This is a genomic window from Pandoraea faecigallinarum (assembly GCF_001029105.3).
GTDB lineage: Bacteria > Pseudomonadota > Gammaproteobacteria > Burkholderiales > Burkholderiaceae > Pandoraea > Pandoraea faecigallinarum.
The window spans coordinates 2,131,254-2,144,019 of sequence record NZ_CP011807.3; the positions used below are offsets into that span (position 1 = coordinate 2,131,254).

The 12,766-nt window shown below is 62.0% G+C and carries 14 protein-coding genes; 3 read left to right on the forward strand and 11 right to left on the reverse strand.

What is annotated here, in order from left to right:
- Positions 1–65 precede the first annotated feature (65 nt).
- The 9 genes from AB870_RS09570 to AB870_RS09605 all read right to left on the reverse strand — a co-directional run bounded on the left by AB870_RS09570 (position 66) and on the right by AB870_RS09605 (position 7,209).
- Positions 66–275, reverse strand: coding sequence for a cold-shock protein (locus tag AB870_RS09570; RefSeq protein WP_071386859.1), 210 nt, complete (start codon positions 273–275; stop codon positions 66–68).
- A gap of 147 nt (positions 276–422) precedes the next feature.
- Positions 423–581 (reverse strand): hypothetical protein, encoded by a 159-nt coding sequence (locus AB870_RS26330; RefSeq protein ID WP_157112284.1) that lies wholly within the window; start codon positions 579–581, stop codon positions 423–425.
- Positions 582–779: 198 nt separating this feature from the next.
- The gene (locus AB870_RS09575) at positions 780–989 is read right to left on the reverse strand and encodes a cold-shock protein (protein ID WP_047907814.1); all 210 of its coding nucleotides are present in this window, start codon (positions 987–989) and stop codon (positions 780–782) included.
- 116 nt (positions 990–1,105) lie between these two features.
- Complete coding sequence (locus tag AB870_RS09580; RefSeq protein WP_047907815.1) at positions 1,106–1,600, reverse strand: acyl-CoA thioesterase; 495 nt, start codon at positions 1,598–1,600, stop codon at positions 1,106–1,108.
- A 253-nt stretch (positions 1,601–1,853) separates the two neighbouring features.
- Complete coding sequence (locus AB870_RS09585; RefSeq protein ID WP_047907816.1) at positions 1,854–3,404, reverse strand: DHA2 family efflux MFS transporter permease subunit; 1,551 nt, start codon at positions 3,402–3,404, stop codon at positions 1,854–1,856.
- 37 nt (positions 3,405–3,441) lie between these two features.
- On the reverse strand, positions 3,442–4,674 hold the full coding sequence (locus tag AB870_RS09590; protein ID WP_047909031.1) for an HlyD/EmrA/EmrK family protein: 1,233 nt from the start codon (positions 4,672–4,674) through the stop codon (positions 3,442–3,444).
- 60 nt (positions 4,675–4,734) lie between these two features.
- On the reverse strand, positions 4,735–6,258 hold the full coding sequence (locus tag AB870_RS09595; protein WP_047907817.1) for an efflux transporter outer membrane subunit: 1,524 nt from the start codon (positions 6,256–6,258) through the stop codon (positions 4,735–4,737).
- 131 nt (positions 6,259–6,389) lie between these two features.
- On the reverse strand, positions 6,390–6,866 hold the full coding sequence (locus AB870_RS09600) for a MarR family winged helix-turn-helix transcriptional regulator (protein ID WP_167362733.1): 477 nt from the start codon (positions 6,864–6,866) through the stop codon (positions 6,390–6,392).
- A gap of 133 nt (positions 6,867–6,999) precedes the next feature.
- A complete protein-coding gene (locus AB870_RS09605) occupies positions 7,000–7,209 on the reverse strand; it encodes a hypothetical protein (protein ID WP_064674807.1) in 210 nt (69 codons plus the stop codon).
- On the opposite strand from AB870_RS09605, the gene typA reads away from it, so the two are divergent.
- Positions 7,208–9,031 (forward strand): translational GTPase TypA, encoded by a 1,824-nt coding sequence (gene typA / locus AB870_RS09610; protein WP_047907819.1) that lies wholly within the window; start codon positions 7,208–7,210, stop codon positions 9,029–9,031. The two genes, AB870_RS09605 and typA, sit on opposite strands and share 2 nt — an antisense overlap.
- A 185-nt stretch (positions 9,032–9,216) precedes the next feature.
- Complete coding sequence (locus tag AB870_RS09615) at positions 9,217–10,329, forward strand: enoyl-CoA hydratase/isomerase family protein (protein WP_047907820.1); 1,113 nt, start codon at positions 9,217–9,219, stop codon at positions 10,327–10,329.
- Positions 10,330–10,494: 165 nt separating this feature from the next.
- On the opposite strand, the gene AB870_RS09620 is transcribed toward AB870_RS09615, so the two are convergent.
- Positions 10,495–10,920, reverse strand: coding sequence for a hypothetical protein (locus AB870_RS09620; RefSeq protein WP_047907821.1), 426 nt, complete (start codon positions 10,918–10,920; stop codon positions 10,495–10,497).
- 207 nt (positions 10,921–11,127) lie between these two features.
- Complete coding sequence (gene lexA / locus AB870_RS09625; protein ID WP_044455518.1) at positions 11,128–11,781, reverse strand: transcriptional repressor LexA; 654 nt, start codon at positions 11,779–11,781, stop codon at positions 11,128–11,130.
- Positions 11,782–12,008: 227 nt separating this feature from the next.
- On the opposite strand from lexA, the gene AB870_RS09630 reads away from it, so the two are divergent.
- Positions 12,009–12,647: a TetR/AcrR family transcriptional regulator gene (locus AB870_RS09630; RefSeq protein WP_047907822.1), complete on the forward strand. Its 639-nt coding sequence runs from the start codon at positions 12,009–12,011 to the stop codon at positions 12,645–12,647.
- Positions 12,648–12,766 lie beyond the last annotated feature (119 nt).

The window sequence follows — 12,766 nt, forward strand, 5'->3', positions numbered from 1 at the left end:
TAGCACGTCTCGCCCGTTGCCGGCACTGCGCGGCGCCTGCCGTGTTGTCGCGAATCGGTGGCGGGCTAGTCCACCGCACGGACACTGCTCGCAAATGGCTTGTTTTTCGCGTCGATCGAGACTTCGTATTCGACGAGTTGACCGCCTTTCAATGCTTGATGGCCGGATTCGATGAGGGTGGCCGGCGGGAGGAACACGTCCGCCCCGCCGTCGCTGGGTGTAATGAAGGCGATTCCTCTGACGGGATCAAGCCATACGACCGTTCCTCGTGCCATGGCGCATCTCCTGTTCAACGGCACAGATCACACGCAATCGGGCCGAAGGTGATCTGTCTGATCTGCCAGGGGCAGATAGGGCGGCGTGATCGATTCGTTACCGGTTCGCTATCGGTTCGTTACCGATGACGCGCTACCCATAAGTTATCACTCGGTTTTCGGCGGCGGCGCCGGCTGGGACGTGGTTTCACTCAATGGCGGCTCGGGAACCGGAAATAGTTGGTCATACAGATTTTTCCGGATGTCGATGTCGCACTTCATTGTTTTTTCGTTTCCCGCCAATGCTTCGCGTTCCTCGTCAGTCATGATTCACCTCCTTGGAAGGGACTTGCCGGACACGGAACGGATGAAGCACAACGCTCTGGCACCCGCGTCCAGCTGACGCTGCGCATAGCCATGCGCAGACGGGACCATTGGATCACTCGGGCACTCGCGCGTTAACTGTCAACGTTGACAGGGGATAGCGAAAGGGGAAGGAAATTGCAGGACAGGGGCACGACCCTTTCAGCCGGAGGGTTCCCGAACGTTCATCGCGAGCAGGTAGGCGTCGCCATGGGTGACGTCGTATTCGACGATCTGGCCTGTCTGGAGCGCCGACTTGCCCGGAATGCAAATCTGGGTGTCATGGACGAAAACGATTTCGCTGCCATCGTCTGGGGTGATGAACCCGTACCCCTTTTCCGGGTAATAACGCTTGACGGTTCCGCGCGGCATGTTTTGCTCTCTTTCGAAACGGCAAATCGAACGCAATTCCCTGAATTTCCGATGCGCTCCGCGCGGACGGGATCGCGGCGCACAGACTCACATCGTCGTCGCAGGAATTGGAGAGATCAGTTTGTGACGTTCTCCGGCTTTAACTCGACGATGGCGTCAAGTGCCGCCTTCACGTCCATCGCGTATTTGGCCAATGCCTTCTGTTCGTCGGTTTTCGGCTCGAACGACGGCACGCCAACCGGGTGGTTGCTCTCGTCGACCGCGACGAACACCATCAGGCAATCGGTCGTTTGACGCAACTCGCCCCACTTCGGATCGCCCGCGTGCACCGAGACGTGGATGTGCATGCTCGTGCGTCCCGTCGCCACGATGCGCGCGCGCAGTTCCACCAGATTGCCAACGAGGATCGGGCGGCGAAAGCGGATGTTGCCCACGCTGACCGTCACGCAATAGCGCCCCGACCAGGTGGCGGCGCAGGCGTAGGCCACTTCGTCGATCCATTTCATGAGCGAGCCGCCATGCACCTTGCCGCCGAAGTTGACGGCGGCCGGCTCGGCCAGAAAGCGGAAAGTGACTTCGGAACGTTCAAGCGGGTTCTGGGGGGTATTCATGATGTATTTTGTGGCTGACGAATAATGCCTTCCCGGCCCTCGTCCGGCGTTCGACGCTGTGCACGTCGGGCTCGGGGATGCGCAATGATACTGCGATTGCGTGAGCCTTGCCGCTGCCGTGCCCGGGGCAGCCGTCGCGGTGCGTGAGACAACGCCATAAAAAAACCCCGCCAGCTTCAGCGGGGTTCAAGAAGTGCCCGGTAGTACAGAGCAGGGTCGGGCACTCGGGGGGAAGCCGGTTGCGCCGGCAGGCTCAGTGCGCGCCGGCTGCGGCGTCACCGCCGCCGCCACCACGTATGGGGCGCGTGATCCACACCATCGCGATCATCAGCACGAACAGCACGGCCGAGATCCAGAAGATGTCGTTTGCGCCGAGCATCGCCGACTGCTGCGTGACCAGCCGGTCGAGGTAACCATGTGCCTGCGGCGTCGACATGCCGAGCTGGTTGAGCGTCTGCACCGAGCCGCCGAACGTCGGATCGTATGGCGTGAGGTTCTCCGTCAACTGTGCGTGGTGCAGCGAGATGCGATTGTCCCAGACGGTCGTCGCAATCGACGTGCCCACGGCACCGCACGTGATCCGTACGAAGTTCGACAGACCCGCGGCCGCCGGAATGCGATGCCCCGGCAGCCCCGACAGGATGATGGCCGTGAGCGGAATGAAGAACATCGACATCGGCACGCCTTGCAGGAAGGTCGGAATCATCAAGGTGCGGGTATCGACCAGCGTGTTGAAGTGCGAACGCATCAGGAATACGAGAGCGAACAGCAGGAACGATACGGTCACGACCCAGCGGGCATCGAGCTTCGGCAGGAACTTGCCGATGAGCGGCGACAGAATGATGGCGAACAGCCCGACCGGCGCCATTACCAGACCGGCTTCCGTTGCGGTATAGCCCAGATAGATCTGAAGCCACTGCGGCAGGATCACCAGATTGCCGAAGAACAGGCCATAGCCGACGGAAATGGCGATCACGCCGCCGGTGAAGTTGATCCGCTTGAAAAGCGTGAGGTCCACCACCGGGTGCTTCTCGGTTATTTCCCACACGACGAAGAAGCAGAACGACACCAGCGCCACGAGTGCCAGCACGACGATCGTCGACGAATTGAACCAGTCGAGTTCCTTGCCCTTGTCGAGCATCACCTGCAACGAACCGACCCACAACACAAGCAACGCCAGCCCGACGGTATCGATCGGCTTGCGATGTGTCGGTGTCTCACGCTTGGCGTAAATCAGCCAGGTGACGTATGCGGCGGCGATACCGACCGGGACGTTGATGTAAAAAATCCACGGCCAGTGGTAATTGTCCGAGATCCATCCACCGAGAATCGGACCCATCACCGGGGCGACGAGCGTCGTCATGCCCCATAACGCAAGCGCCATCGAACTCTTTGCGGGCGGATAGCTCGAGAGCAGCAACGATTGCGAGAGCGGGATCATTGGCCCGGCCACGGCGCCTTGCAGCACGCGTGCGGCGAGCAGGATTTCGAGCGTCGGCGCCATGCCGCACAGCCACGAAGCCAGCACGAACAGCAGGATCGACGAGATGAACAGCCGCACCGCGCCGAAGCGTTCCGTCAACCAGCCCGTGAGCGGCACCGAAATGGCATTGGCGACGGCAAACGACGTAATCACCCATGTCCCTTGGCTCGATGAAACACCGAGGTCGCCGGAGATGGCCGGAATCGATACGTTGGCAATCGATGTGTCGAGCACGTTCATGAACGTGGCGAGCGACAACGCGATGGTGCCGAGTACCAGCTGCCCCCCCGACAGAGGGGCAGGAGCGTTTTGAGTTGCCATGAGATGTCAAAGGGGGTGGGGGGCACCCCCCTCCGATTTACAGGGGACGTGCGCGGGCCGGCTGATTGCGCGTGTCGCTGGCACCGCCTGCGTTCGACGCAGCGGCACCGGCGTTCTCGGTGATGATCCTGGCGACGATGTCGTCGGCGTCGTGGCCGACCTTGTCGTACACGTCGGTCGAATACACCGGCAGGGCGGGCGCTTCGCCCAGTTCCTTGCCGTCGGTGTTGCGCACGTTCACCTTGACCTGCATCGACAGACCGACGCGCAGCGGGTGTTGCTGTAATTGCTTCGCATCGAGCGCGATACGCACCGGCAGACGTTGCACCACCTTGATCCAGTTGCCCGTGGCGTTCTGCGCCGGCAGCAGCGAGAAAGCGCTGCCCGTGCCTGCGGAGAAGCCTGCCACCGTCCCCTTGTATTCGACGGCCGAGCCGTACACGTCGGCGGTGAGTGTCACCGGCTGACCGACACGCATATGCGCGATCTGCACTTCCTTGAAGTTGGCGTCGACCCACACTTCGTTGAGCGGCACGAGCGCCATCAGCGGCGCGCCGGTCGCCACGCGCTGGCCGACCTGCACCGAGCGCTTGGCGACGTAGCCGTCCACCGGTGCGGGGATCGACGTACGGGCGTAGTCGAGATAAGCGGCGCGGACCTTGGCCGCGGCTTGCTGCACGTTCGGATGCGTGGTCACCGAGGTCTTGTCGGTAAGCGCCTTGTTCGAGACGAGCTGTGCACGGGCCTGTTCGAGCGCGGCTTGCGCCGACTTCACGGCATCCTGCGCATGCGCCAGTTCTTCGCGCGATACGGCGCCGGTTGCGATGGCCATCTCGCGGCGCTTCACGTCCGCTTGCGCCTTGGTAAGTTCCGACTCGCGCATGGCGACAGTGGCGGCGTAGGCGTCGTTATTCACGAAATACGTGCGCACCTGACGTACCGTCTGCGCCAGATTGGCTTCGGCTTGCAGCAGCGAGACACGGGCGTCGGTCTGGTCGAGCGTGACCAGGGGCTGACCGGCCTTGACCATCTGTGTGTCGTCTACCTTCACGCCAGTGACGGTGCCCGCCACCTGCGGCGTGATCTGCACCACGTTGCCCGCGACGTAGGCGTCGTCGGTGTCTTCGTAATAGCGCGCATACAGTGCGTAGTAAGCGCCGTAGCCGATGGCCGCAATGGCGATGACGGCCGTCAGCGTCAGCATCATGCGGCGACGCTTGCCATTGTTTTGCGTCGGCTGGGCAGGCGCTTGTTGTTGATTCTCGCTCATCATTTGCTCCGTACTAATCTCTCAATGTGCTTTTGACGTTTGTCTTGTTTTGTGTGGCGCTCAGTGGGTCTGTGCGTTGGCGGCGTCGCCCCCGGCCTTCGCCGGGCGCTCCTGTCCGACGACCAGACCGGCGGCTTGCGCGTCGAAACCGCCGCCCAGTGCCTTGATCAGGCCGATTTGCTGATCGCGGCGGGCGAAGTCGATGTTCACGCGTGCCTGTTCCTGTGCCAGCAGCGACGACTCGGCGGTGAGCACGGTCAGTTGCGGCGTCAGGCCTGCCTTGTAGCGGTCGACGGCGAGATCGTAGGCGCGTTGTGCGGCGTCTTGCGCCACCCGTTGCGACACCATCTGCTTGTCGGCCGAGCGAATCGACGACATACGGTCGGCAATGTCGCCGAGCGCCTTGTTGAGCGTCGAGTCGTAGTTGGCGACGGCGCTCTCATACGCGGCGTACTGCCCCTTCAGGTTGGCGCGCAGGCGACCGCCGTCGAAAATCGGAAGGGAGATCACCGGACCCGCCGTGATGTTCTGGCTGCTGGGGTCGATGAGCTTGCCCAGCCCGAAGGTCGAGAAGCCGAACGCGGCGTTCAGATTCACGTCCGGATAGAAACGCGCCTTCGCGACGTCCACGCCCTGGAGCTGCGATTCCACGCCCCAGCGGGCCGACACGATGTCCGGACGCCGGCCGAGCAGCGCGAGCGGCAGGTTGTCGGGCAGGGCGGGCGTAGGCAGTTGCGCAAGCTTCGGCGGGGCAATGGCCAGACCGCGGTCCGGCCCCTTGCCGAGCAGCACGCCAAGTTGGTGGCGCGTGAGCAGGATCTGGCCGTCGAGTTGTGCAAGTTGCGTCTGGATGTCGGCGCTGTTGCTCTCGGCCTGCTTCTGTTCGACCTGTGTGTCGAGACCGGCGCGCACACGATCGGCTGTCAGCTTGCCGAGGTTCTGGCGCTGCCTGCCGATGCGTTCGAGCACATCGCGCAGCGCGTACTGCTGCGCCAACTGGTTGTACGTGCGGGCGACGGCTGTCGAGAGCGCGAGACGCACTTCCTGGTCTTCGGCTTCTTCGGCACGCTCGGCGGAGGTCGCCTGCGCCCGTGCCGAACGGTTCTTGCCCCACAGATCCAGTTCCCAGGAGAGCGACGCATTAAGATCGCCCTGCGTGAACCACGTGCCGCCGTAGCCCGCCGGGTAGATGGTGTTCTCGGTGAACTTCTCACGGTACACGTCGCCCGTGAAGTTGACCGACGGCAACAACGCCGCGGCGGCGCCTTCCGTTTGCGCCTGAGCGCTTTTCAGACGCGCCGCAGCCATGGCGAGATCGGGATTGCCGGCGAGGGCCTCGTCGATCAGGGAAACGAGTTGCGGATCACCGAAACGCTGTGCCCAGTCCGTGCCAGGCCATTGACCGCCCTCCGAGGGCAGGCTGCGCTGGGTCTGATACTGATCGGGCGTACTGATCTGCTTGTCGCTGTGGATGCCGGCGAAGTTCGCACAGCCGGCAAAGCCCAGCGTCGCCGCCGCCAGACACAGGGCGGAAATCGCTGAGCGGGCCCGCAGACGCGGGAAGAACGGTGAGGCCGCTTTCATCGCAAAACCTTTACGAGAGAAGTCTTGTACTGACAATAATCGGGAAACGGGCACTGGCGCGGGCATGAAATAGTGGACTCGACAGGCTTTTCTTGACGGAATTCGGGGCGATTCCAGGGAGGGGGGCGCCGTCACCCGACCTCGCCGTTGGCGATCACTCGCCGCAGCAGGCTCTTCAGGAACCCGACTTCCTCCACGCTGAAACCGCGCATCAGGTGATCGGCCGCCCTCGTGAAGATGTCCGGCATCCGGTCGGCCATCGCATAACCAGCTTCGGTCGCGCTCAGGTTCACGGTACGGCGGTCCATCTTGCTGCGCTCGCGAACGAGCAATCCGTGCGCTTCGAGCCGGTCGAGCAGCCGGGTGACCGCGCTTGCATCTATGCAGTAGTCGCGGGCCAGATCCGCCGCCGTCTTGCTTTTGCCGGTCGCCACTTTGTAGAGCATGGTGGCCTGCGTGCTGGTGAGACCGTACTGCGACGTTTCCTTCGTCAATTCCGCGAGAATCAACTGCCGCACACGCGCCACCAGATACCCGAGAGAGTCGTCGATGTCGTAGCCGTTGCGCGGCGGGCCGGCTTGCGGCGCTTCCGGCTGGGACGCCGGCACGCAAGCGGAGGAAGTCACGGGAGGTTCGGACATTTTCGTGCAGCTGCAATAGTTGACTTGTCACGATTATAGCGGGTACTTAATTAATTTCAAGTCAATGCAATAGTTGACTAGGCAAATATTTCGCGGGGAATTAGACGGAAAGCTCTAAGTCCTTGCTTCGCCAGGCCAATGCCGTCAATGAAGTGAGCGAGGGCGGGGAGAGATTTGCCGGGGGGAAATTCGCAACGCCGGTGAAGCCAAGCCGTGAGGCGTTGTTGCAATGCAGAAAGACCATGACGCAAGACATGCGCGAGTGGTAGAATTGCGGATTCTCCAAAGGCTTTTCGAGCACCTCTTTCATGACCCGCGCTCTCCGTAACATCGCCATCATCGCGCACGTCGACCACGGCAAAACCACGCTCGTCGACCAACTGCTGCGCCAGTCGGGCACCTTCCGCGAAAACCAGCAAGTCGCTGAACGCGTGATGGACTCGAACGACATCGAAAAAGAGCGCGGCATCACGATCCTCGCCAAAAACTGCGCCGTCGAATACGAAGGCACGCACATCAACATCGTCGATACCCCGGGACACGCGGACTTCGGCGGTGAAGTGGAGCGTGTGCTGTCGATGGTCGACAGCGTGCTGCTGGTCGTCGACGCTGTCGAAGGCCCGATGCCGCAAACGCGCTTCGTCACGCGCAAGGCGCTCGGCCTCGGCCTGAAGCCGATCGTCGTGGTCAACAAGATCGACCGTCCGGGCGCGCGTCCGGACTGGGTCATCGACCAGACGTTCGACCTGATGGACAAACTCGGCGCGACCAACGAACAGCTCGACTTCCCGGTCGTCTACGCCTCGGCACTGAACGGGTTCGCCAGCCTCGATTCGAACGTTCGCGAAGGCACGATGAAGCCGCTGTTCGACGCGATTCTCGAACACGTGCCGGTGCGCGACGCCGATCCGGACGCACCGCTGCAATTGCAGATCAGCTCGCTCGATTACTCGACGTTCGTCGGCCGTATCGGTATCGGCCGTATCACGCGTGGCCGTGTCAAACCGGGCCAGCAAGTGGTGATGCGCTCGGGCCCGGACGGTGAAATTCTCAAGCGCAAGATCAATCAGGTGCTGACCTTCAAGGGGCTGGAGCGCGTGATGTCGGACGAAGGCGCCGAAGCTGGCGACATCGTGCTGATCAACGGTATCGAAGACGTGGGCATTGGCGTCACGATCTGCGATGTGGACACGCCCGAAGCGCTGCCGCTGCTGACCGTCGACGAGCCGACGCTCACGATGAACTTCTGTGTGAACACGTCGCCGCTGGCCGGCCGTGAAGGCAAGTTCGTGACGAGCCGCCAGATCCGCGATCGTCTGGACAAGGAGCTGAACCACAACGTGGCGCTGCGCGTGAAGGACACCGACAGCGACTCCGTCTTCGAAGTGTCGGGCCGTGGCGAACTGCATCTGACGATTCTGATCGAGAACATGCGTCGCGAAGGCTATGAACTGGCCGTGTCGCGTCCGCGCGTGGTGATCAAGGAAATCGACGGCGTGAAGCACGAGCCGTACGAAATGCTGACCATCGACCTGGAAGACGAACATCAGGGCGGCGTCATGGAAGAAATCGGCCGCCGTAAGGGTGAAATGCTGGACATGGTATCGGACGGTCGTGGCCGCACGCGTCTGGAATACCGCATTCCGGCTCGCGGCCTGATCGGCTTCCAGGGCGATTTCCTGTCGATGACCCGCGGTACGGGCCTCATGAGCCATATCTTCGATGCTTACGCACCGGTCAAGGATGGTTCGCTGGGTGAGCGTCGTAACGGCGTGCTGATCTCGCAAGACAACGGCGATGCCGTGGCCTACGCACTCTGGAAGCTGCAAGATCGCGGTCGCATGTTTGTGAAGCCGGGCGACGCCCTTTACGAAGGCATGATCATCGGTATTCATAGCCGTGACAACGACCTCGTGGTCAACCCGATCAAGGGCAAGCAACTCACGAACGTGCGTGCGTCGGGTACCGACGAAGCCGTGCGTCTGGTGCCGCCGATCGCATTGAGCCTGGAATACGCGGTGGAATTCATCGACGACGACGAACTGGTCGAAGTCACGCCGCAGACGATTCGTCTGCGCAAGCGCCACCTCCTCGAACACGAGCGCAAGCGCGCTTCGCGCGAAGAGAAGTAAAGCCGGCGATGACAGGGCGGCGTGGCGGACTCGGGTCTGTCGCGTCGCAATGCCAGATTGTTGGAAGAAAAGCCGGTGCCTTTGCGCCGGCTTTTTTGCTTTTGATGCGGCCTTGCCGCCGCCCGTCCATCTCCAACGCCTTCATTTCCCCCAACGCGTTGACGTTTCTGGAGCACTCGCCAGACATGACCGATTTCCTCTGTACCGAGATTCGCGGCCGCATCGGCTTCGTCACCCTGAATCGCCCGAAGGCGCTCAATGCCTTGTCGCACGACATGATTCGTGCGATGGCGGCCGCACTTGCCGATTGGCGAGACGATCCGAACGTGCTCGGTGTCGTGCTTCAGGGCGCCGGTGAGAAGGGGTTGTGCGCCGGTGGCGACATTCGCTATTTCCATGAGGCCATCAGCGCCGGTCGTACGGACATCATGGATTTCTTCACCGACGAGTACAAACTGAACTACGCCATTGCGTCGTACCCGAAACCTTACATCGCGCTGATGGACGGCGTGGTGATGGGCGGCGGCATGGGAATTTCGCAGGGGGCCGCGCTGCGCATCGTGACGGAAGCGACGCGTATGGCGATGCCTGAGACGGCGATCGGCTTGTTCCCCGATGTTGGCGGTGGGTTCTTCCTCGCCAATCTTGCTGGACACCTCGGCGAGTATCTCGGCACGACGGGTATTGTGTTCGGCGCAGTCGATGCGTGCGAAATCGGTCTGGCGGACGTGGTGCTCCCGCGCGCATCGCTGCCCGCGCTTTGCGAGCATCTCGCGGCGGGCGACTGGAGCGACAGTGAGGCAGTACTCGACGCCGCGCGCACCTTCTGTCGCGAAAGCCTGCCGCCTGCGGGACTCGCACCGGGCAAGCTGGCACCGTTGCGCAGCGTGATCGACGAGCATTTCGGTTTGGCCGATATGCCTGCCATCCTCAGGGCGTTGAAGGCCGAACCACGATGCGAGTATTCCGGATGGGCGCAGGAGACAGAGGATCTGCTGCGCACCAAGCGTTCGGCGCTCATGGTGTGCGTGTCGCTGGAGCAAGTGCGTCGTGCGCGCAAGTTGTCGCTGGCGGATGAGTTGCGCGAAGAATGGCTGATGATGCGCAGCGTCTTCAATCTCGATGGCCGCACGGGGGCGGAAGGTGTGGAGGGCATCCGCGCGATGGTGATCGACAAGGACCACCATCCGCGCTGGCAGCATTCGACGATCGAAGCCGTGACACCGGAAGATGTCGCGCGGTTTTTCGATGGCGAACGTCGTGGCGCGAACCATCCGCTGCGAGATCTGGGCGAATAAGTCGCATTGTTCGGTGCCGTAGTCTTAACGACGCACGAACCGTCATATTGCCGAATGCGCCCCATCGCCCGCCATGACACGGTGGGCGATGGCTTCGAATGCCTCGGATGCCGCGAACGAATCAAGTAGTCCGAGCGGTCGTTGTGTCGTTACGTTGCTACGCTGTCACACCGCCGCCTGACAGAACTGTTCACCAACGGCCTGATCGAGCTTGCGACAGATGTCCGCGAAGGTGCCGACCATCACGATATGCGACATATCGCGATAGATGCGCACGTCGTGACTGTCCTGCAATTCATGAACGTTGTCGCGACGCGCTTGCTGCTCGCGCACGTTACGCGACGCTTTGACAGTCTGACCGGCGGGACAGGCGCGACGCGTGGCCGATGCCATGGCAGCCGCGATGGTGCGCGGCAGGGCGGTCGTGCGAGTGCGCGCCGGCACGGTGTACGAGCGAGCGACGGCGGGCGCCGATGCGAACGGGCCGGACAGGGCCGACAGACCGTAGACCGCCGACAGGCGCGTTTGCGAAGAGGCACTCACGCGGGGTTGACCGAGGGACGTACGCAGCAAACCAAAGAGTCGAGCCATGATGCGATCCTTCTTCCAATGCGGGTCGGAGGGACGTGACCCACTGCGTTTCGCATCGCTCTCACGAATCGCGGGCGCAGCAGGGTACGGGCGCCGGACCCAGCCCGGCGCAGTCGGAAATGCAAATCTTCAGGGAGTGGGGCGGAGTGCGATGTTGCGCAGCGCCCTTCATTCGCGCCGAACGATCAACGATCGCTCATAGGTCCTTCATAGATCGTTGTTGCGGATCAGGCCGACCGCAATACCTTCCAGCGCAAAATCACCGCTGCCTTCGTCGACATTGATGTTCTCGAAGTCGGGGTTTTCGGCGATCAGCTCGACGCCACCCTTGACACGGTGAAACCGTTTAACCGTCACGTCGTCGCCGATACGGGCCACGACGATCTGGCCTTCACGTGCATCCGCCGCTTTCTGCACGGCGAGCAGATCGCCGTCGAGAATGCCGGCATCGCGCATCGACATCCCGCGCACCTTCAGCAGGTAATCGGGTTGGCGCGCGAACATGTTCGGGTCGCACTGGAAGTTACGTTCGATATGTTCCTGCGCCAGGATCGGACTACCGGCGGCGACGCGCCCCACGAGTGGCAACGACAATTGCATGAGACCCATGTGCGGCAGCGTGAACTGGTGAGAACCGCCCGCTTCGTCCAGGCGCTTGAGGCGGATGCCACGCGATTGACCGGCGGCCAGTTCGATCACCCCTTTGCGCGCCAGCGCACGCAAATGCTCCTCGGCAGCGTTGGCGGAAGAGAAGCCCAGTTCGGCGGCGATTTCCGCGCGCGTCGGCGGAAAGCCGGTGCGCTCGATCGCTTGCTGAACCAGTTCGTAGACCTGCTGTTGACGGGCGGTAAGTTTGATCATGGCATCACTGTATGGAAGCACAGGTGGCTGTATTTTTGTACAGTGTTTGCAAAAAGGCAAGCGAAACTTGATCGCCATGACAGGGCCGCCGTACGGGGCCGGCCTGCCCATCGCGCCGAATGAGGGAAAGCCCGGCGAAAGGCTCATTAAACTTCAAAGCATGTACGCGCCGGTCTGTTCACATGAATATGTACTAAGTACAGGTTAACTGGGTCATCGGGAACGACATGTCAACGCCAACCGATCTGAGATCACGCAAACGTCTGGCCACCCGGCAGGGGATTTCCAACGCGGCCACGCGGCTTTTCCACGAACACGGTTTCGATCATGTGACGGTGGACCAGATTGCGGCAGCGGCCGACGTCGGCCGGATGACCGTGTTCAACCATTTCCCGCGTAAGGAAGACATGTTCTTCGACCGCGACGAAGAGGGTCGAGAGATGCTGCGTGCGGCCATTCGGGAGCGGGCGCCGGGCGTTTCTCCGGTCGAGGCGTTGCGTTTGCTGGCGCATCGGCTTGTCGAACAAGGCAACCCGTTCGTCGATTTTTCGGCGCAAAGCCAGGAATTCGTGCGCACCATCGAGGGCAGCGAGACGCTCATGGCTCGCGCCCGGGCGATCCGGGACGAACTGGCCGATGGGGTGGCCCAGGCGCTTGCCGAAAGCGCGGGACGGCCGCCGGGCGACGTGCAGGCTCAACTGGCGGCCGCCATGCTCCTGGCGGCCTGGACCGTTGCGTTCCTTCATGCCCATCGGACTTTTCGCCAAACGCAGGACTCCGCCGCCGCGCGACAAGCCTTCCTGAGCCTCGTGGATCAGGGAGCGACGGGGCTGAACGCCGCGTTGGCAGGCTCCCCTTACGTCTGAGGGCCGGTGCGTATCAGCATAATTTCTCTAATCCTTATTCCGGCATAAACAAAAGCGAAAATATTATTTTTAATTATTTAGACGGGATCATAGACTGGCCTCCTACACACGAGAAGCAA